This window comes from Pseudomonas sp. MYb2 (assembly GCF_002979955.1).
In the GTDB taxonomy this organism is placed as follows: domain Bacteria; phylum Pseudomonadota; class Gammaproteobacteria; order Pseudomonadales; family Pseudomonadaceae; genus Aquipseudomonas.
Genome location: NZ_PCQC01000017.1, coordinates 87,689 through 107,680 on the forward strand (window position 1 = coordinate 87,689; position 19,992 = coordinate 107,680).

At 59.0% G+C, this 19,992-nt stretch carries 18 protein-coding genes and 4 tRNA genes; 3 read left to right on the forward strand and 19 right to left on the reverse strand.

The features are described from left to right. Positions 1–86 precede the first annotated feature (86 nt). Positions 87–455, reverse strand: a complete 369-nt coding sequence (locus CQ009_RS23515; RefSeq protein WP_105708854.1) for an SPOR domain-containing protein — start codon at positions 453–455, stop codon at positions 87–89. 250 nt (positions 456–705) lie between these two features. Here CQ009_RS23515 and csrA point away from each other — a divergent pair, with 250 nt between their 5' ends. Next, entirely contained in the window at positions 706–900 is a 195-nt protein-coding gene (gene csrA / locus CQ009_RS23520; RefSeq protein ID WP_003179932.1) for a carbon storage regulator CsrA, read from the forward strand. 219 nt (positions 901–1,119) lie between these two features. Here the strand turns inward: csrA and CQ009_RS23525 are convergent, their stop codons facing one another. Then, complete coding sequence (locus CQ009_RS23525; RefSeq protein ID WP_105708855.1) at positions 1,120–1,575, reverse strand: DUF2214 family protein; 456 nt, start codon at positions 1,573–1,575, stop codon at positions 1,120–1,122. 957 nt (positions 1,576–2,532) lie between these two features. On the opposite strand from CQ009_RS23525, the gene CQ009_RS23530 reads away from it, so the two are divergent. Continuing rightward, positions 2,533–2,727 carry a hypothetical protein gene (locus tag CQ009_RS23530; protein WP_105708856.1) on the forward strand — a complete coding sequence of 65 codons (195 nt, stop codon included), beginning with the start codon at positions 2,533–2,535 and terminating at the stop codon, positions 2,725–2,727. A 152-nt stretch (positions 2,728–2,879) separates the two neighbouring features. Here CQ009_RS23530 and CQ009_RS23535 read toward each other — a convergent pair. Further along, positions 2,880–2,956, reverse strand: a tRNA-Val gene (locus CQ009_RS23535). A 183-nt stretch (positions 2,957–3,139) separates the two neighbouring features. Here CQ009_RS23535 and CQ009_RS23540 point away from each other — a divergent pair. After that, positions 3,140–4,423 carry an FAD-binding oxidoreductase gene (locus CQ009_RS23540; RefSeq protein ID WP_105708857.1) on the forward strand — a complete coding sequence of 428 codons (1,284 nt, stop codon included), beginning with the start codon at positions 3,140–3,142 and terminating at the stop codon, positions 4,421–4,423. Positions 4,424–4,470: 47 nt separating this feature from the next. On the opposite strand, the gene CQ009_RS23545 is transcribed toward CQ009_RS23540, so the two are convergent. The 16 genes from CQ009_RS23545 to truA all read right to left on the reverse strand — a co-directional run bounded on the left by CQ009_RS23545 (position 4,471) and on the right by truA (position 19,968). Further along, on the reverse strand, positions 4,471–5,442 hold the full coding sequence (locus CQ009_RS23545; protein WP_105708858.1) for an XdhC family protein: 972 nt from the start codon (positions 5,440–5,442) through the stop codon (positions 4,471–4,473). A gap of 1 nt (position 5,443) precedes the next feature. Then, complete coding sequence (locus CQ009_RS23550) at positions 5,444–6,679, reverse strand: cytochrome c (protein WP_064389135.1); 1,236 nt, start codon at positions 6,677–6,679, stop codon at positions 5,444–5,446. 2 nt (positions 6,680–6,681) lie between these two features. Continuing rightward, entirely contained in the window at positions 6,682–7,221 is a 540-nt protein-coding gene (locus CQ009_RS23555; protein WP_105708859.1) for a (2Fe-2S)-binding protein, read from the reverse strand. Then, entirely contained in the window at positions 7,214–10,045 is a 2,832-nt protein-coding gene (locus tag CQ009_RS23560) for a xanthine dehydrogenase family protein molybdopterin-binding subunit (protein ID WP_105708860.1), read from the reverse strand. Before CQ009_RS23560 ends, CQ009_RS23555 begins: the two co-directional genes overlap by 8 nt. A gap of 485 nt (positions 10,046–10,530) precedes the next feature. Continuing rightward, a tRNA-Asp gene (locus tag CQ009_RS23565) sits at positions 10,531–10,607 on the reverse strand. A gap of 93 nt (positions 10,608–10,700) precedes the next feature. Continuing rightward, a tRNA-Asp gene (locus CQ009_RS23570) sits at positions 10,701–10,777 on the reverse strand. A gap of 56 nt (positions 10,778–10,833) precedes the next feature. Beyond that, a tRNA-Val gene (locus tag CQ009_RS23575) sits at positions 10,834–10,909 on the reverse strand. A 215-nt stretch (positions 10,910–11,124) separates the two neighbouring features. Then, a complete protein-coding gene (locus tag CQ009_RS23585) occupies positions 11,125–11,901 on the reverse strand; it encodes an SDR family oxidoreductase (RefSeq protein ID WP_008083223.1) in 777 nt (258 codons plus the stop codon). After that, positions 11,898–13,109 (reverse strand): O-succinylhomoserine sulfhydrylase, encoded by a 1,212-nt coding sequence (locus tag CQ009_RS23590; RefSeq protein WP_064389132.1) that lies wholly within the window; start codon positions 13,107–13,109, stop codon positions 11,898–11,900. The genes CQ009_RS23585 and CQ009_RS23590 overlap by 4 nt, the downstream gene beginning before the upstream one ends. A 73-nt stretch (positions 13,110–13,182) precedes the next feature. Further along, the gene (gene purF / locus CQ009_RS23595; RefSeq protein ID WP_007913462.1) at positions 13,183–14,688 is read right to left on the reverse strand and encodes an amidophosphoribosyltransferase; all 1,506 of its coding nucleotides are present in this window, start codon (positions 14,686–14,688) and stop codon (positions 13,183–13,185) included. A 41-nt stretch (positions 14,689–14,729) separates the two neighbouring features. Then, positions 14,730–15,290 carry a CvpA family protein gene (locus CQ009_RS23600; protein WP_039771589.1) on the reverse strand — a complete coding sequence of 187 codons (561 nt, stop codon included), beginning with the start codon at positions 15,288–15,290 and terminating at the stop codon, positions 14,730–14,732. Positions 15,291–15,388: 98 nt separating this feature from the next. Beyond that, complete coding sequence (locus CQ009_RS23605) at positions 15,389–16,039, reverse strand: SPOR domain-containing protein (protein ID WP_105708862.1); 651 nt, start codon at positions 16,037–16,039, stop codon at positions 15,389–15,391. Beyond that, on the reverse strand, positions 16,023–17,330 hold the full coding sequence (folC, locus tag CQ009_RS23610; protein WP_105708863.1) for a bifunctional tetrahydrofolate synthase/dihydrofolate synthase: 1,308 nt from the start codon (positions 17,328–17,330) through the stop codon (positions 16,023–16,025). Before folC ends, CQ009_RS23605 begins: the two co-directional genes overlap by 17 nt. Further along, positions 17,327–18,247, reverse strand: coding sequence for an acetyl-CoA carboxylase, carboxyltransferase subunit beta (gene accD, locus CQ009_RS23615; RefSeq protein WP_064389129.1), 921 nt, complete (start codon positions 18,245–18,247; stop codon positions 17,327–17,329). The genes folC and accD overlap by 4 nt, the downstream gene beginning before the upstream one ends. A gap of 204 nt (positions 18,248–18,451) precedes the next feature. Continuing rightward, positions 18,452–19,078, reverse strand: coding sequence for a phosphoribosylanthranilate isomerase (locus CQ009_RS23620; protein ID WP_105708864.1), 627 nt, complete (start codon positions 19,076–19,078; stop codon positions 18,452–18,454). A gap of 65 nt (positions 19,079–19,143) precedes the next feature. Continuing rightward, positions 19,144–19,968 carry a tRNA pseudouridine(38-40) synthase TruA gene (truA, locus tag CQ009_RS23625; protein WP_034152768.1) on the reverse strand — a complete coding sequence of 275 codons (825 nt, stop codon included), beginning with the start codon at positions 19,966–19,968 and terminating at the stop codon, positions 19,144–19,146. Positions 19,969–19,992 lie beyond the last annotated feature (24 nt).

Below are 19,992 nucleotides of genomic sequence, written 5' to 3' on the forward strand. Positions count from 1 at the left end.
GGGAGCTCCTTCTGGATATCTTCGGCGATTCAAAAGGAACGAATCGCGCTTGATGACCTTTAGGCAGCTCCGCCGAATGGAGCGTGTTACGGCGTGATCGGATGCTCGATGATGACCGATTCAATATTCTGTTTTTTGGCTTTCACCAACGCCGCATCCACCTGCACTTTTCGGGCTTCAGCTTCGGCCTGGGAATTGAACGGACCAATCAGAATGCGCGTTTTGCCGCTACCATCCCTGACAACTGTCGGCACGAAAGCGTGTTCGATCAACCAGCCACTCAGATCACTGACCGCCTGAGGCGTTTCGCCACGCACTTCAAGATCCCACTGCGCAACAGATGCTGCGACAGGAGCTGTCGCGGCCACCGTTGGCGACTTTTGCTCGTCCACACTCTTGCCTTCACCACATCCTGCCAATACCAGTGCCGCGACTACCCAAACCAATTTGCGCACAACGCTTCCCTCGGAATTCTCAAAGCGGCGATCTTAACATTCATAAATACTTCGCGAGCCCCGCAAAATGGGCACAAAACAACGAGATTGATGATTGCAGCCTCTGTATAGTTACGCCCTGGGAATTAATGCCGCATCTGCGCGTCAGAAAGAGGCACCCAAACCGTGAGACTTCGCACTAATCTATACGTACCACCGACCTCTGCACTGTCTGAATCAGGTGCCCTACAAAGCAATCAAGGAGAAGACCATGCTGATACTCACCCGCAAAGTCGGTGAAAGCATAAACATCGGTGATGACATCACCATCACCATTCTGGGCGTAAGCGGCCAACAGGTTCGCATCGGCATCAACGCGCCGAAAAACGTTGCAGTGCATCGCGAAGAAATCTACCAGCGTATTCAGGCTGGCCTGACCGCCCCGGACAAGCCACAGACTCCCTGAGTCGCACTGCAGTCAGTAGCCAGTTCGTTTGCTTGCGCGCAATGACTGGCTAAAGATTCACGCGCCGTTTTGCCACCCGCTTCCCAAGCTCCTTGGGCACGGCGCCTGACACATGCACCCGCCGCGTTACCCTCCCGTCCCTTCTGCTGATCGATACTACCGAGCATTCTCAAGGCTGGCTGTCGGACATTTCCGATAGAGCGAAGGGAATTCGCCTTCCTATCCGAACACCACACCACGCGCCATGCCAGTGGCTGCAACCATCATTAACACCAGTAAGAGCGCTTCGACGTGACTGATGCGTGCGAACAGCTTTGCTCGCCCGGTATCGAGCTCCGCACTCCGCGCCTTGGCGATCCGCCATTTGATCAGCGTGATCATCGGCGCCAGCTCTATCAGCAGAATCAGAACGAACAGCGTCATCTTCAGATGAAACAGCGGTTGATGAAGATAATAGTCAGTGCCTTTTTCATATCCGCCGAAGGCACGCATCCCGCCGGTGATCAACAAGATCAGTGCGCAGATCCCCCAGAAATTGTCGGCCAGCAGAACCCGCCCCGCCTCTCCCGTCCCCGCCGCCAAGCGACTGAACGCCGTCCCTCGCGTCAGTACGGCCCAAAAACCCAAGGCAAATGCCAGCAGATGAACAGCTGCAAGAAACCAATGAACCAGCATCGACACACCCTCATCAGAAAGAGTTGAAAATCGGCCAGTCAGTAGTAGTTGAAAAAACAAGGATTTGCCTGTCGGGTGTCGTCAGGCATTCAGGAGAGACCGAAACGAGAAATTCAGCCGGTAGAGGCAAATCGCAGGCAAAAAAAATCCCAAGCAGCTGATGGAAGCTTGGGATTTAAAAATGCATAAACCGTGGTGGTGAACGCGGGGCGGATCTTACTGAATCATCCTGCACCTAACAACTTATTTTTGATAACCGGTCGGTTAAAAATCATCGTAAGTCATTAAATATCCACATTATTTCAAAGGACGATGGCGACAGACGGTTACTCATTGGCCGCCACAAAGCACAACTCCAGGAGTAGCGACAGCCACATCCAGCCTGCCTGATCACTCGCACGCAAATCAGCAAGGATCCAAACCAATCAGAGCGCGGAGAAAATCCGCGAAAAACTCGCCGCAAATCAGTCAACCAAAAAGATGTAACAATTGTTAACAACCCTTCGAAATAGTAGGATCATCTGCGTACGAAAGTTACATGGACGGTTCAATTCGATGCACTCCAAACCTATGGACAGGCTCCTCCCCACCAGCGCCCGCCCAACTCCACGCCGACTCCCGCACCGCCCAGACATTTCATAAAGACGCCACGGATAGCTCGCATCGTCGAAATCAGCGACAGCCTGCCAGCACCCGCCTGACCCCTTGAAAAGGATTTTTCCATCAGTGGCAAACCCGCAGCTCGCGTAACAGATTCCTTCGATCGGTAAAGGCAATTGCTCCAATCGTAAATGGTGACATCAAAAATGCAATTCACAAGGCATCTGGCCAGTGGGAAGCTTTACCCATGGGCCCAGGCCAAGCCAACCGCCCGCTAAATGGAAAGCCCTCCGGCCAAAAGTACATGCCCTATGACGACGTCGTGTCGACTTACAGGAAATTTGGCGGGACTGCGAAATGAGAACACATCTGTTCGTATCTTTATTGCTTTGCTTCAGCTGCACCTTTGCCAGCGCAACAGAAATCCCGATAAAAGAAGGCACGCCTTTTTTGTCAGCGAGGAAAGAACTCCTTAAAAAAGGCTGGAAACCAAGTATCTCTAAAGAGATGCAGCCTGTTGGAACGGCTGAGAGTCGAGGCTTGGAATATTGAATGCCAATAATCCCTACAGTCACAACAGCACTCCCGGCGCCCAGATGAACAAGCCCGATACTTTTTGAGCACTCCGCACAAATCGCAGACAACAAAAAAGGGCTCACCTTTCGGTGAGCCCTTCTAGACCGCCCAGCAGAGCGGATTTTGTTTGGTAGGCGCGATTGGACTCGAACCAACGACCCCCACCATGTCAAGGTGGTGCTCTAACCAACTGAGCTACGTGCCTGCTGTGAGGCGGCATTCTACGGAATTCCCGAGGGGTGTCAACACCTTTTTTTCACCTAACCCTATGAATATGCAAAATATTTAATTTCGGGCCGCTGACGAAGATTTTCCGGTGGCTGGCAGAGGTTTTTCAACTCAGGTAGGATCGGTGCACTCGTAAAATATATTAAACAGAGGCTGCCGGATGGCGAACACCCCTTACCCAGAGTCCTATTACGCTGCGTCGGCCAATACCGTACCGCCCCGCCCGGCCTTGCAGGATGATGTGGAGACGGACGTCTGTGTGATCGGCGCCGGGTATACCGGATTGTCGTCTGCCCTGTTTCTGCTGGAGAACGGTTTTCGCGTGACGGTACTGGAAGCGGCCAAGGTCGGTTTCGGCGCCTCTGGACGTAATGGCGGGCAGATCGTTAACAGTTATAGCCGTGACATCGATGTGATCGAACGCACCGTTGGGCCGAAGCAGGCGCATTTGCTCGGGCAGATGGCTTTCGAGGGTGGCCGGATCATTCGCGAGCGCGTGGCCAAGTACAACATTCAGTGCGACCTGAAGGACGGCGGCGTATTCGCAGCCATTACCGCCAAGCAGATGGGTCACCTGGAATCGCAGAAGCGTCTTTGGGAGCGCTTCGGTCATACGCAACTGGAACTGCTCGATCAACGCCGCATCCGCGAAGTGGTCGCGTGTGATCAGTACGTCGGCGGCATGCTCGATATGAGCGGCGGCCATATTCATCCGCTGAACCTTGCCCTCGGCGAAGCAGCGGCGGTCGAGTCGCTCGGCGGCACGATCTATGAGCAATCGCCTGCCCTGCGCATTGAGCGTGGCGCCAACCCGGTGGTACATACGCCGCAAGGCAAGGTCAGGGCCAAGTTCATCATTGTCGCCGGCAACGCTTACCTCGGTAATCTGGTGCCGGAACTGGCAGCCAAATCGATGCCGTGCGGCACTCAGGTGATCACTACCGAGCCACTGGGTGACGAGCTGGCGAAAACATTGCTGCCGCAGGATTACTGCGTCGAAGACTGCAACTACCTGCTCGACTATTACCGCCTGACTGGCGACAAACGTCTGATCTTCGGCGGCGGCGTTGTTTATGGCGCGCGGGATCCGGCGAACATTGAGGCGATCATCCGCCCGAAGATGCTCAAGGCATTTCCGCAGCTCAAGGATGTGAAGATTGATTACGCCTGGACCGGAAATTTCCTGCTGACCCTCTCACGCTTACCTCAGGTCGGGCGCTTGGGTGACAACATCTATTACTCGCAGGGCTGCAGCGGCCATGGCGTGACGTACACACACCTGGCAGGTAAGGTTCTGGCTGAGGCGTTACGCGGTCAGGCCGAGCGCTTTGATGCGTTTGCCGATCTGCCCCACTACCCGTTCCCCGGCGGCCAATTGCTGCGAACACCGTTTGCGGCGCTGGGTGCCTGGTATTACGGGTTGCGCGACAAATTCGGGATGTAAAAAAGGGCCGCTGAACAGCGGCCCTTTTTATTCAACACTGAACGGTTTCAGAGCTGATCCCGAGCAATCCCGCTACGGATCCGCAGGATATCAGCCAGCACCGCCAGAGCAATTTCCGCCGGCGTCTTGCTGCCGAGGTTAAGCCCGATCGGCGCATGGATCCGCGCCAACTCAGACTCGCCCAGCCCACCGATCCGGCGCAGTCGCTCAAAGCGTTTCTGCGAGGTCTGCAGCGATCCCATCACGCCAATGTAGAACGCTTCGGTGCGCACCGCTTCCATCATCGCCAGATCGTCGATGCGCGGATCGTGGGTCAACGCGACGACCGCCGTATCGCGGTGGCAGCCACCATCGGCGATGAACACCGAAGGCAATTGCCGACGAATCTCCACGCCGTTTAGCACCACGCCTTCAAGCACTTCATCACGCGGATCGCAGAGAATCACTTCAAACCCGAGACCCACGGCGAACTCGGCACACGCCTGCGCCACGCTGGAATAACCGGCGAGCAACAAGCGCTGCGCCGCGCCAACACGAATCCGCACCCGATCAATCTCACGCTCGATGCGCGCACCCTGCTCGCGATCTGCGAACAGACTGCGCGCACCGCTGGCCAGATCGACCTCGCGAATCAAGCGACGCTGACCGAGCAGCGCCGACTCCAACTCACGCAGATGCGCCTGCACATCACAATCGGCGTCAAATTTCTCTACCAGCACATCGAGAATGCCGCCACACGGCAGGCTGACCCGCGAACGCGGATCGTCACCCTCGCCGTAGCGCACGACGTTGACCGCATCGACAAACGCACCTTCGGCGACGCGTTCGAGAAAGTCTTCCTCGACACAGCCACCCGACAGCGAGCCGATCCACTGCCCACCATCGTTCACCGCCAGCAGCGAACCCGGCGCACGCGGTGCCGAGCCGTAAGTCGTCAGCACGGTGCAGAGCCAGATACGCTGCCCCGCCACCGACCACTCCAGCGCGCGGCGCACCACTTGTAGATCGAGATGCTGCATGTCAGTGGGCCTTGTGCTCGATGGACGGTGCGTCGGCTTGCAACTTCTGCACCTCGCTCACTGCCAGCTCGGCAGACTGGCCGCCCCACCCTTGACGCAGGTAGTTGAGTAGATCGGTCAGCTGTTCAGGACTGAGCTTGCCGGCAAAACCCGGCATCGGTTGCATGTGCTCGAAACCGGAAAACTTCTGCTCGCCGATACCATCTTCGATCACGCGCAACAGGTTGCGTGGATCTTCCAGGCGCAACGTGGTGTTGCCGCGCATGGCCACCGCGATGTGCGGTTTGCCTTCACCACCGACCGCATGGCAACCGGCGCAGACATTCAGGTATTCCTGCTGGCCGCGCTGGGCGCTCGGACTGAGTTTTTCCACCGGCACTTCGACAAGCGTTTTGGCTGCCGGCGGTTTGTCGCCGAGCAGGAACGTCGCCATTGCCGCCAGATCCGGATCGCTCAGGCCCTGAGTGCTGTTGTGGAACACCGGGAACATCTCGTTGAACATCGTCCCCTGCGCGCTCATGCCGTGCTTGAGGAACGTGCTCAGATCCTGCTCGTTCCAGCCGCGAGCGGCCAGATCAGTAGCCAGCAGACTCGGCGCCAGATAACCATTAAGGATTCCGCCGGTGAGGCGTTTATCCAGCTGCATCGCACCCGGCAGGCCGCGCGGGGTGTGGCATTCGCCGCAGTGACCGAGCACTTCGACCATGTATTGGCCGCGTTTCCACGCTTCACTTTTGCCTTCGGCCGACTCCAGTTTCAGGTCTTTGCCGTACATCATGTTCCAGCCGATCAGACCCGGACGCACGTTGAACGGAAAGCTCAGACTGGTGACCGGCGCTGCGCGCTCGATCGGCTCGATGGTTTTCAGATACGCATGGATCGCATCCGAATCCGCGCGCGGCATCAGGTGATACGAGGTGTACGGCATCGCCGGATACAGGTTCGCACCGTCGCGACGCTTGCCTTCGGTAAGCGCCGCGAAGAACTCGTCATCGTTATACAAACCGATGCCGTGCTCTTTGCTCGGGGTGATGTTGGTGCCGTAGATCGTGCCGAACGGCGAGACGATCGGCAGACCGCCGGCAAACGGCGCACCACCCGCTGCCGTGTGGCAAGCCATGCAGTCAGCAGCGCGTGCGAGATACTCGCCACGCTTGACCTGATCATCGGCGTGAGCAAACAACACCGGCGCAGCGAGGCCGACCGCCAGGGTCAGGCGGGTCAGTAAAAGCTTCATGCTTAACCCTCCTTGACCAGGCCGAGATCGGTCAGCACGTTGCGGGTAGCGTTGTAGTAACGCACGTACCCGGTGCAACGGCAGACGTGATGGCCGAGGCTGTCCTCGATGACTTGTTCCAGCTGGCTTTTGACAATCGGCTGGCGCTGCAGCTTCTCAACCAGCACGGTCGCGGCGTTGACGAAGCCCGGTGCGCAGTAGCTGCACTGGAAAGCGAACTCATCGACGAAGCGCTGCTGGATCGGGTTCAGCTCAGTCACCTGACCGTCTTCGTCACGCTTGGCGTGGCTCTCGATGGTGCGGACTTTCTTGCCTTCGAAGTAGTGCGCGCCGGTAATGCAGGTGCGCACCTCTTCACTGGTGCCGTCGGGATTGTCGACGATCACTACGCAGGCGTGGCAGATGCCCTGGCCGCAGCCCAGACGCGAACCGGTGAGGTTTTTGTATTCGTGCAGATAGTCGATCATCGGCAGGTCATCAGGGATGTCCACGGGGCCGACGGATTGACCATTGAGGGTCAGTTGAAGCGGACGGTTAGCCATTTAGGGCCTCCTTGATGCGCGCAGCAGTGATTGGCAGATCGCGAACACGTTTACCAATGGCATGCGCCACGGCGTTACCGATGGCGCCGACAATCGGGATCATCACCACTTCGGCGATGCCTTTGGACGGATCGCTTGGCGACAGCGCCGGGAGAATTTCCGACGTCTGTTTCCACACAGCAACGTGGCGCGCCATCGGCAGACGGTAACGGTTGAAGTTCCAGTCGCCCTCCCCCGGCCCACCTTCATACAGCGGCATTTCTTCCATCAACGCGTGACCGATGCCCATGGCGATACCGCCTTCCATCTGCCCCTTGACCAGCTCTTCGACCAGCACACGACCGCACTCGACCCACGAATGGTGGTTGAGCACTTCAACTTCGGCAGAACCCTTGTTGACCTTCAGCTCGACCAGCGTGGCGACCGGGCTGTAGTAAGTCACGGCAGCGTTGTTCAACTGCACAACCGGATAATTGATGTTCTGGCGGTCCAACAGATGGAAACCAGACGTGGTCATCAACGCTTTCTTCGCTTTCGGCGCGCCGTCACCGTATTTCACGGCGAGACCATCGAGCGGCAGACGCTCGCGCACGCCGTCGATGCTGTATTCGGCCTCGGCCCAGCTCCAGCGGTTGAACGCGTGAACGGTGGCGCCGGTCACCAGACCACGCTCGTGAGCGCGTTTGGCCAGCTCTTCGAAGCTCAGGGGCTGCATGCCGTTGGCCGTGAGTTTGCCGTCAACCCAGTGCGCATCTTCGCGACGCACGACGTAAGGGTTGGCTTGACCGCCATAAGGCCCCTGACGCCAGATCTCCATTGCCGCCGGCCACAAACCATTGTTGAACAGCACGCGCGCCGCTTCACGGGTGGCATGGCTGAAGTAGTACGCCGAGTTGGTCGCCGACGAGGCCGAGGCCAGCTTGCCGACCCAGCGCGGGTTGCGCAGCAGGTTATCCTGCTCAGTCTGACTCATGATGTAAGGGTTGCCGCTGGTGATCAGCTGCATTTCCTTCCATTCGGTTTCACCGGTCTTCACTTCGTGCGCCGGGCTGCCGAGGAAATCGGCCACGACCAGCGCTTGCGAGGTGGACATGCCGGTGCCGATTTCGATACCGATGTGGCGCAAGGTGATGCGACCGTCAGCGGTGAATTCGATGCTGGCCATCGGCGCTTCAGAACCGGTGCCGAAGTCTTTCTGGCAAATGGCAAAACCGACGCCGTACCAGTTGTCCGGGTCTGCGACTTCACGCTGTTTCTTGATCGCGTCGCGGTTTTTCCAGACTTCGTGCACCGAGGCCTTGTCGAGAATTTCATGCAGGCGCAAAGCACCGGCGGGGATCGCGCCTTGGGTGTTTTTCATGCCCGAACGCAGGGCGTTCTTGCGACGCAGGTCGATGGCATCGACGCCCAGTCGATCAGCAATTTCGTCGACCATCATTTCGGTCGCCGCCATGCTCTGCAGGGTGCCGTAACCGCGCATCGAACCGGCCTCGACAGCACGCGAGTGGTAGGCGGTGACCTGCAGGTCGTTTTGCGGCATGTAGTAAATCGACTGTGCCGCCGTGGCGCCAACCGCCGCTACGGATGGGCTGTAGTTGACCCGGCCGCCACCGTCGACGCTCATTTCAGCGCGGAAAATCTTGAAGCTGTAGTCGTTCTTGTCCACGGCCAACTGGTAGCGGATGTCGAACGGGTGACGCTTGATCCCGCTTTGGAACTGCTCGTAGCGGTCGTTGGCCAAGCGTACTGGCACACCGGCGCCGTACAACGCGGCGAGGGCCGCGTAGTAAACGAAGATGTTGTGGTCTTTGGAACCGTAACCGACGGTGTAACCCGGATGCATGTTGAGGTTGTCGAGGCCGAAGCGCGACGGCGAAATCATTTTCGCGGTCTCGGTCGCGGCCTCCAGCGGGCACTGGGTGGCCACTACGAAATGCAGGGTCTTGGTCTTCGGGTCGTACCAGCCGTTGCCGTTGTCCGGTTCCATGGCTGCCGGTTCAATCGACGGGGTCTTGTAGCGCTCGTCGAATACCAGCCAGTTGTCCGGCGGCGTGTCGATCTCGCTCTTCATACGGTCAGCGTAGAACAGCCCGCGCTCGGTCAGATTGCCGTGCAGGTTCGGCTGGGAATTCCACACCGGACGACGGTTCTTCAGCATCGGGAACAGGATCGAGTCCTTGAGGCTGGCGAATTCATCTTCGTCTGCCGAGGTCGCGCCGCCAACGCGCACATAGCGGAAGCTGCCGTAGGGGTCGCCTTCGTAGAACGGTACTTTGGCACCGTAACGAATCGCTCTGTCATTGAATTTGAGTTTGTTCTTGGCCTGACGGAAGCGCTCGAAGTCGTTCCAGATCAGGATGGCCACCGGGTGACCGATGAACATTGGCACCTTGCCTTCTGGCAGCAGTGGATCCGGCGCATGTTCTTCCGGGAAGACGATGCCGTCCTTGTCCAGATCGGCGGCGGTGACGATACGGTCAGGCTGCAAGTCAGCGCCAAGCCACGACAGGTCGTAACCGTCGTAAATGCGGTCAGCCTTGATGGTTTTCAGCAACATGGCGTGGCCTTGCTGCTCGGGCCAGCCCGGCATGTCCTTGGAGCGAATGTCGCGAGCAAAGACTTTGCTGCCGCAGACCTTGGACAGCGCATCGTTACGCTGACGCGCTTTGCCGTTGTTGCCGAGCCATTTCTCGGACGGCACGGTTACGCTGTTTTCCATCAAGGCAGCCAGCGCCTGGGTGCTGAGTGGCGTGAGCGTGACGCTCACGCCCGCCACCAGCCCGCCCTGGAGGAACGAGCGCCGGGATATATCACGGTTGGACATGGATCATCCTCTGGGCGGTTATGTGTCCGCCCTTCTGGTTATCTACTGGGAATCTCGAGTCTTGCAGAAGCCCTTCTTGGCTAAACGAAAGGCGTGATGACAGTGCAAAGCTGACCGAAAGGTTAACTTTAAAGGTTTCTGGGCTCGCAGCAAACAACCAGATACAAAAATTTGACTAAAGAATCAAAAAATCAATGCGACGTGAGACCGCAGCAGGCGGGTAGACACTTGTAGGAGTGAGCCTGCTCGCGATGGCGGAGTGTCAGTCACCAGCAGCATGGCTGAACTGACGCTATCGCGAGCAGGCTCACTCCTACAGGGATTTGTGTTGGCTTCGGGATTGGGGCGGGAGGAAAAGAAGGTAATAGCCAAATTCCAGACACAAAAAACCCCGGTCTTTCGACCAGGGTCTTTGCTATCGATTCCGAATCAACCAAGGGTTGCTTTCGGTGCTTCAAGGCGTTCAGTGGTCCTTGGAGCAGATATGGCGCAGCGGACGGGACTCGAACCCGCGACCCCCGGCGTGACAGGCCGGTATTCTAACCGACTGAACTACCGCTGCGTATCGCTTTGAGCTTGCGCTCAAGTAACTCGTTTTGACTGCTAGCTTCGGTGCTTGGCAATCGCGAACCAGACAAGCCTGATTCGTAAAATATGGCGCAGCGGACGGGACTCGAACCCGCGACCCCCGGCGTGACAGGCCGGTATTCTAACCGACTGAACTACCGCTGCGCGTCGGTGCAGGCACTTTCAGCCTACGCTCTTGCTTACGCAAGTCTCTCGGGGAGTGGTGGGTGATGACGGGATCGAACCGCCGACATTCTGCTTGTAAGGCAGACGCTCTCCCAGCTGAGCTAATCACCCGTTTGCATCTCCGAGGCCGCGAAATTTACGCAGGTAGAGAACCTAAGTCAATAGCAGGATTGAAGTTTTTCTAAAAAAGACGAAATTGCTTCCATCCTGCAAGACCGCCTTCCCGAGCAAGCTCGCCCCCACAGGGGATTGCATTCCAAATGTGGGAGCGAGCCTGCTCGCGAAGGCGCCAGTTCATTCAACGCAAATTCACAGAAAAAGACGATCTACTCGCTATAGATCATCTTTTTCGTCATGCCGCCATCGACGACGAATTCCTGCCCGGTGACAAACCCGGCATTCCTCGACAGCAACCACGCAACCATGGCCGCCACGTCTTCGACTGTCCCTACCCTGCCCGCTGGATGCTGAGCATGATCGGCATCGGCCAACGGCTCGGCTCTACGCGCAGAGGGATCACGCGCATCGATCCAGCCCGGGCTGACGGCGTTCACGCGAATCTCCGGCCCCAGGCTGATTGCCAGCGCATGCGTGAGCGCCAATAACCCACCCTTGCTCGCCGCATACGCCTCGGAGTCCGCCTCCGACTGCCGCGCACGGGTCGAGGCCAGATTGACGATCGAACCGTTGTGAGCGCGCAGATAAGGCGCACAGTGCTTGGCCAGCAACATCGGCCCACTGAGGTTTACCGCCAGCACGCGATTCCAGTAAGCCAGATCGAGGCTTTCCAGGGTGATGTTGTGCGGATCGGCGACCGCCGCATTGCATACCAGCGCGTCGAGACGACCAAACTGCCCCAACACCTCAGCAACACCCAGCGCAACCTGGCCCTCATCGGCAACGTCCATGGCAATGAACCAGGCGTTTTCGCCCAGCACCTTCGCCACTTTCGAACCGCGCGCACGATCCAGATCGGTCAGCACCACTTGCCAGCCTTCGCTGATCAGCCACGCCGCAATCCCCAGACCGATACCGCGCGCGGCACCCGTGACCAACGCGACGCGGCCATGGGTACCCGCTGTCGGCGTCGACAACTCGATCACAGCGCTGCCAGACCGCGCGCCAGATCGGCTTGCAGATCCGCCACGTCTTCGAGACCGACCGCGATGCGGATCAGGCTGTCACGGATTCCCGCTGCTTCACGCTCTTGCGGTGCGAGACGGCCGTGAGAAGTAGTGCTCGGGTGAGTGATGGTGGTTTTACTGTCACCAAGGTTTGCGGTGATCGAAATCAAACGGGTGGCATCGATAAAGCGCCAGGCGCCCTCTTTGCCGCCCTTGACCTCAAAGCTCACCACCGCACCGAAGCCCTTCTGCTGACGTTGAGCCAGTTCGTGCTGCGGATGGCTCTTGAGACCGGCGTAATGGACTTTCTCGATACCGTCCTGCTGCTCCAGCCATTCAGCCAGCTCCTGGGCATTGGCACAATGCGCCTTCATCCGCAGGCCCAAGGTTTCCAGCCCCTTGAGGAAAATCCACGCATTGAATGGACTCAGGGTCGGCCCGGCAGTGCGCAGGAAGCCGACGATTTCTTTCATCTGCTCGCTACGCCCGGCTACCACCCCACCCATGCAACGGCCCTGGCCGTCGATGAACTTGGTCGCCGAGTGCACGACGATGTCCGCCCCCAGTTTCAGCGGCTGTTGCAACGCCGGGGTGCAGAAGCAGTTATCGACCACCAGCATCGCGCCTTTGGCATGAGCGATTTCTGCCAGTGCGGCGATATCAACCAGCTCAGCCAGAGGGTTGGACGGCGACTCAACGAAGAGCAATTTGGTATTCGGCTTGATTGCCGCATCCCAACCCGAAAGCTCGGCCAGTGGCACGTAATCGACTTCCACGCCAAAACGCTTGAAGTACTTCTCGAACAGACTGATGGTCGAGCCGAACACGCTGCGCGAGACCAGCACATGATCGCCAGCACTGCACAGGCTCATCACCACTGCCAGGATCGCAGCCATGCCGGTTGCGGTCGCAACAGCCTGCTCGGCGCTTTCCAGTGCAGCAATGCGCTCTTCGAACGCGCGCACGGTCGGGTTGGTGTAACGCGAGTAGACGTTGCCCGGCACTTCGCCGGCAAACCGTGCGGCTGCATCGGCAGCGGTGCGAAACACGTAGCTGGAGGTGAAGAACATCGGATCACCGTGCTCACCTTCCGGCGTACGGTGCTGACCGGCACGTACGGCCAGGGTATCGAACGCTACGCCTTCAAGGTCGCTGTCCAGCCGACCGGCATCCCATTCCTGACTCATGCTGTCACTCCTTGCGCTGTTCTCGAAAATTGAAAGTCAGATACAAAACCGGCCCCTCAGGGCCGGTAGAAACTCAGTTGTTGTACAGATCGATGATCGCACTGACCGCCTGGGTCTTGATCTTCGAGGAGTCGTTACGCGCCTGCTCGATCTTGTTCAGGTATGCCTCGTCGACATCGCCGGTGACGTACTTGCCGTCGAACACCGCACAATCGAAGTTCTCGATCTTGATCTTGCCGCCACCGACCGCTTCGATCAAGTCAGGCAAGTCCTGATAGATCAACCAGTCAGCGCCGATCAGATCCGCCACGTCCTGCGTCGAACGGTTATGCGCGATCAATTCGTGAGCGCTTGGCATGTCGATGCCATAGACGTTCGGGAAGCGTACCGCCGGAGCAGCCGAGCAGAAGTAGACGTTTTTCGCGCCGGCTTCGCGAGCCATCTGGATGATCTGCTTGCAGGTGGTGCCGCGCACGATCGAGTCGTCGACCAGCATCACGTTCTTGCCGCGGAATTCCAGCTCGATGGCGTTGAGCTTCTGGCGTACCGACTTCTTGCGCGCCGCCTGACCCGGCATGATGAAGGTACGACCGATGTAACGGTTCTTGACGAAACCTTCGCGGAATTTCACGCCCAGGTGATTCGCCAGTTCCAGCGCGGCTGTACGGCTGGTGTCCGGAATCGGGATCACCACGTCGATGTCGTGCTCTGGACGCTCGCGCAGGATTTTCTCGGCGAGCTTCTCACCCATGCGCAGACGGGCCTTGTAGACCGATACGCCGTCGATGATCGAGTCCGGACGCGCCAGGTAGACGTGCTCGAAGATGCACGGGGTCAGGGACGGGTTGGTCGCGCACTGACGGGTGTGCAGCTTGCCGTCTTCAGTGATGTAGACCGCTTCGCCCGGTGCCAGGTCGCGAATCAGGGTGAAACCGAGCACGTCCAGCGAAACGCTTTCCGAGGCGATCATGTACTCGACGCCTTCGTCGGTGTGACGCTGGCCGAACACGATCGGGCGGATGCCGTGCGGGTCGCGGAAACCGACGATGCCGTAACCGGTCACCATCGCCACGACGGCGTAGCCACCGACGCAACGGTTGTGCACGTCAGTCACGGCAGCGAACACGTCTTCTTCGGTCGGCTGCAGCTTGCCACGCTGGGCCAGCTCGTGAGCGAACACGTTGAGCAGCACTTCCGAGTCGGAACTGGTGTTGACGTGACGCAGATCGGATTCGTAGATCTCTTTGGCCAACTGTTCAACGTTGGTCAGGTTACCGTTGTGCGCCAGGGTGATGCCGTAAGGCGAGTTGACGTAAAACGGTTGGGCTTCGGCCGAAGTCGAACTGCCTGCGGTCGGGTAACGGACGTGGCCGATACCCATGTGGCCGACCAGACGCTGCATGTGACGCTGTTGAAACACGTCACGCACCAGGCCATTGTCCTTGCGCAGGAACAACCGGCCATCATGGCTGGTCACGATACCGGCAGCGTCCTGGCCGCGGTGCTGGAGCACGGTTAGCGCGTCATACAGCGCCTGATTGACGTTCGACTTACCGACGATACCGACGATGCCACACATGCGACGCAACCCCTACTTAATGGATCTGAACTGAACAACACTCACTGAGGCGTTTTCGCCGACGGCAAGAGTTGCTCCTTGAACGGAATATCAGCGGGTACGCTGATTCCGCTGGCAAGCCACTGACTGCTCCACCCGAGTATCAGGTTTTTGGACCAGTCGGCGACCAATAGAAACTTTGGTACGAGCTGTGATTCTTTCCACCACCCGTCCTGCTGTACCGGCCCCAGACTCAACAGCCCGACCGCCACGACCACCAGCAACACGCCACGCGCAGCGCCGAAGGCCATGCCGAGGAATCGATCGGTCCCGGACAACCCGGTGACGCGTACCAACTCGCCGATAAGATAATTGATCATTGCGCCCACGATCAGTGTGGCGACAAACATGATGGCACAGCCCGCGATCACGCGAGCCGATGGGGTTTCGATGTATCCGGCGAGGTACTCGGACAGTGAGCCACCGAACATCCAGGCGACGGCTCCTGCGATGATCCAGGTCACCAGCGATAATGCTTCCTTGACGAAGCCGCGGCTCAAACTGATCAAAGCGGAGATGGCGATGATTGCAACGATCGCCCAGTCAACCCAGGTAAATGGCACAGTGCAGCCTACAGACGGATAAGGCGGCGCATTTTAGCAGAGCGCATGCCTCTCGGTAAGCTGCGATTGTCAGTGCATTTCAATCGAGGCGATAGTTTTTAGCCGCGCTCAGGCTGGAAGCGCACAACAAAACCCTTGAGGTTCTGCTGACGCCCCAACAGATCACGCAGACGATCAGCCTCGGCACGCTCGATCAGCGGGCCGACAAACACCCGATTCTTGCCGTCGGCAGAGCGGATGTAAGCGTTATAGCCCTGACTGCGCAGGGTCTTCTGCAGGCTTTCGGCGCTGGCACGACTCGACAGACTGGCCAGTTGCACCGACCAGCTCACCGACAGACCGTTGGCATCGACGCGGCTTTGCGTTGTGTCCGGCCTGGACGAGGACGCAGTGATCGGCTGAGCAGGCGCAGGAATCGGCTTGGCCACCGCGGGAGGCGCAACAGGCTTGGTGATCATAATGGGAGCCGTCGGCGCAGGCGCAACAGGTGCAGCAGGCGCAGTATCTTCTGCGACTTCTTCATCCGTTGGCACTGGCTCTTGCGGCAAGGCTTGCGGCTCAGGCACGGCGACCGCATCCATTTGCACTTGCGGCATGGCAGGCGCTTGCGGAGCAGCCGGCGCCTCGACAGTCACCTGACGCTGCTCATCCTGACGGGAAAACAGCATCGGCAGGAAGATCACCGCCAGCGCGACCAGCACCAAAGCGCCAACCATGCGCTGCTTGTAAGCTTTATCCAGCAAAGCCATTTGCCGCTTCCTCCGTGGAGCGCCGGGCCAGCCATTCAAGGGCCTCGGCGACACAATAAAATGATCCGAACAACAGAATCTCGTCGTCGCTGGTAGCTACGGCGCACTGCCCTTCCAGCGCGGCGGCAACACTGTCGTAAGACGTGACCGACGCACCAAGGTTCTGCAATGCCGCCTGCAATTCAGCTACCGGGCGAGCTCGCGGCGAATCCAGCGGCGCCACTGCCCAGTGCGCGACACTAGCACTCAACTCGCCGACAACACCATCCAGATCCTTGTCAGCCAGCAGACCAAATACCGCCAAGCGCTTGCCGACTGGCGGCCGCGCGGCCAGACGACGGGCCAGATACTCGGCGGCATGCGGATTGTGACCAACATCCAGCAACACATTCAGGCGCTTGCCGCTCCAATCGAACGAGCGGCGATCAAGGCGCCCGACCACGCGCGTCGCCTGCAGGGCGACGACGATCTGCTGCGCATCCCACGGCAAACCAAGCAGCAGGTACGCCTGCAACGCCAGCGCGGCGTTTTCCATCGGCAGATCGAGCAGCGGCAAGTCATGCAGCTCAACAGCCTGACCTTGCGCATCGGTGCCGCGCCACTGCCAGTGCTGATCGGTGATGCCAAGGTCGAAATCGCGTCCACGCAGGAAGAACGGACAGGCCAGTTCACGCGCCTTGTCGAGCAGCGGTTGCGGAGGATTCAGATCGCCGCACAAGGCAGGTTTGCCCTGACGGAAGATACCGGCCTTTTCGAAAGCCACGGATTCACGGGTATCACCCAGATAATCGGCGTGATCGACGCCAATGCTGGTGACCAGTGCGATATCGGCATCAACCACGTTGACCGTGTCCAGACGCCCGCCCAGACCGACTTCAAGCACCACCGCATCGAGTCCGGCCTGTTGGAACAGCCAGAACGCCGCGAGGGTGCCCATTTCGAAGTAAGTCAGGGAAGTGTCGCCGCGCCCGGCCTCGACTGCAGCAAAGGCTTCGCACAGCTGCGCGTCAGTGGCTTGGACGCCATTGAGCTGCACCCGCTCGTTGTAACGCAGCAGATGCGGGGAATTGTAGACACCAACGCTTAGGCCCTGCGCGCGCAGCAATGAAGCCACGAATGCGCACGTCGAACCCTTGCCGTTGGTGCCGGTGACCGTAATCACCCGAGGCGCCGGCTGGCCCAGCCCCATCCGGGACGCTACCTGTTGCGAACGCTCCAGGCCCATGTCGATGGCCGATGGATGCAACTGCTCAAGGTAGGCGAGCCACTCGCCAAGGGTGCGCTCGGTCATAGGCCAGCAGGTACCGGCGGAACCACGATCGGCTCGATTGGCGCGGCGACGAATTTCGGCGTCGGCTTGCCAGTCATCTGTGCGAGCAGGTTACCCAGACGTGGGCGCAGCTCCTGACGGTGGACGATCATGTCGATGGCACCGTGTTCCAGCAGGAATTCACTGCGCTGGAAGCCTTCCGGCAGTTTTTCACGCACGGTTTGCTCGATAACGCGCGGACCGGCGAAGCCGATCAGGGCTTTCGGCTCACCGACGATCACGTCGCCGAGCATCGCCAGACTCGCGGAAACACCGCCGTAGACCGGATCGGTCAACACCGAGATGAACGGAATGCCTTCTTCACGCAGACGCGCCAGCACGGCGGAAGTCTTGGCCATTTGCATCAGCGAGATCAGCGCTTCCTGCATGCGCGCACCGCCGGAAGCGGCGAAGCAGATCATCGGGCAACGGTTTTCCAGGGCGTAGTTGGCAGCGCGGACGAAGCGCTCACCAACGATGGCACCCATCGAACCGCCCATGAAGGCAAATTCGAACGCCGAAACCACCACCGGCATGCCCAGCAAGGTGCCGCTGACGGAGATCAGCGCGTCTTTTTCGCCGGTCTGCTTCTGTGCGGCGGTCAGGCGATCCTTGTACTTCTTGCCGTCGCGGAACTTCAGACGGTCAACCGGCTCCAGATCGGCGCCCAGTTCGTTGCGACCTTCGGCATCGAGGAAGATGTCGATGCGTGCACGTGCGCCGATGCGCATGTGGTGGTTGCACTTGGGGCAAACGTCCAGGGTCTTTTCCAGCTCTGGACGATACAGCACCGCCTCGCAAGACGGGCATTTGTGCCACAGACCTTCAGGGACCGAGCTCTTCTTGACCTCGGAACGCATGATCGAAGGGATCAGTTTGTCTACCAACCAGTTGCTCATGCTTTTTTTCTCCAGTACCGGCGGCCCGAACGCTCTGGTTCGCAGCCCCGCGTATGCCCTTCAGCTAAATTCATGTGTGTGGCGATGGTTGACAGACAGCCACGGTCAGCGCGAAACATGACCTGCGTGCTATCCCCAAACCCTCAGCCGCGCCTGCTTTGTGCAAGTGCATTGATGGACGGCGGCAGACTGCCAGCCGTCACATCAATATGGAGCTTTGCGTGCAGCGTTGATGAATGCGCGAATCTTTGCGTGATCCTTGATGCCTTTGCTCGCCTCTACTCCACCGCTGACGTCTACCGCGTAGGGTTTTACCCGCGCCACGGCGTCGGCGATGTTCTCGGGGGTCAAACCACCGGCAAGAATCAACGGCTTGCTCAAACCTTGCGGAATCAATGACCAGTCGAACGCCTCACCGGTTCCGCCGGGCACGCCTTCGACGTAAGTGTCGAGCAGCACGCCACTGGCGCTCGGGTAAGCATCAACGGCAGCGGCGATGTCATCGCCAGCCTTGACCCGCAGCGCCTTGATATACGGACGGTGCCAGCCTTCACAGTCTTCAGCGACTTCATCACCATGGAACTGCAACAGATCCAGCGGCACGGCATCGAGGATTTCCCCCAACTCGCAGCGGCTGGCGTTGACGAACAGGCCCACAGTGGTCACGAACGGCGGCAACGCCTTGATGATCGCACGCGCCTGCTGCACGCTCACCGCGCGTGGACTCTTGGCGTAAAACACGAAACCGATCGCATCAGCCCCGGCTTCGACGGCGGCCAACGCATCTTCCATGCGGGTAATCCCGCAGATCTTGCTGCGAACGGCTGGCATGTCGAGAAAAACTCCAAGGCAAAATCCGGGAAAGTCCCGGATGGTAACAAAAGCGTTCGAAGGCGTCAGCCGTCAAGTTCGGAGAAACCCGTAAGGAAATGTGGCCCGATAAAACGCTCGGGCAACGGGAATTCGTCGTGGTACTCGACTTGCACCAGGTACAACCCGTACGGATGCGCGGTCACCCCACCAGAGCGGCGCTCGCGGCTTTCCAGCACTTCCTTCATCCATTCGACTGGACGCTCGCCCGCACCGATGGTCATCAGTACGCCAGCGATGTTGCGCACCATGTGATGCAGGAATGCATTGGCGCGGATGTCGAGCACGATCATCTTGCCGTGACGGGTCACGCGCAGGTGATGCATCTTCTTGATCGGCGACTTAGCCTGACACTGGCCGGCGCGAAACGCACTGAAATCATGGGTGCCGATCAGATACTGCGCGGCCTCGGCCATGCGCTCGACGTCTAGCGGACGGTGGTTCCAGGTGATTTCTTCATTGAGATGCGCCGGGCGAATCTGATCGTTGTAGATCACGTAGCGATAGCGCCGGGCGATGGCTTTGAACCGCGCATGGAAATGCGCCGGCATCACCCGCGCCCAACTGACGCTGATGTCGTGGGGCAGATTGATATTGGCGCCCATGACCCAGGCTTTCAGCGAACGATCAACCGTGGTATCAAAGTGCACCACTTGTCCGCAGGCATGCACGCCGGCGTCGGTGCGCCCGGCGCACTGCAAGGAGACCGGCGAGTTGGCAACTTTCGACAGGGCTTTTTCGAGTTCTTCCTGCACCGTCGCCACACCCGTCAACTGACGCTGCCAGCCGCTGTAGCGCGAGCCTTTGTACTCAACGCCCAACGCAACGCGGTAAAAGCCGTCGGGGGCCATTTCGGCGACCGGGTTATCTATGTT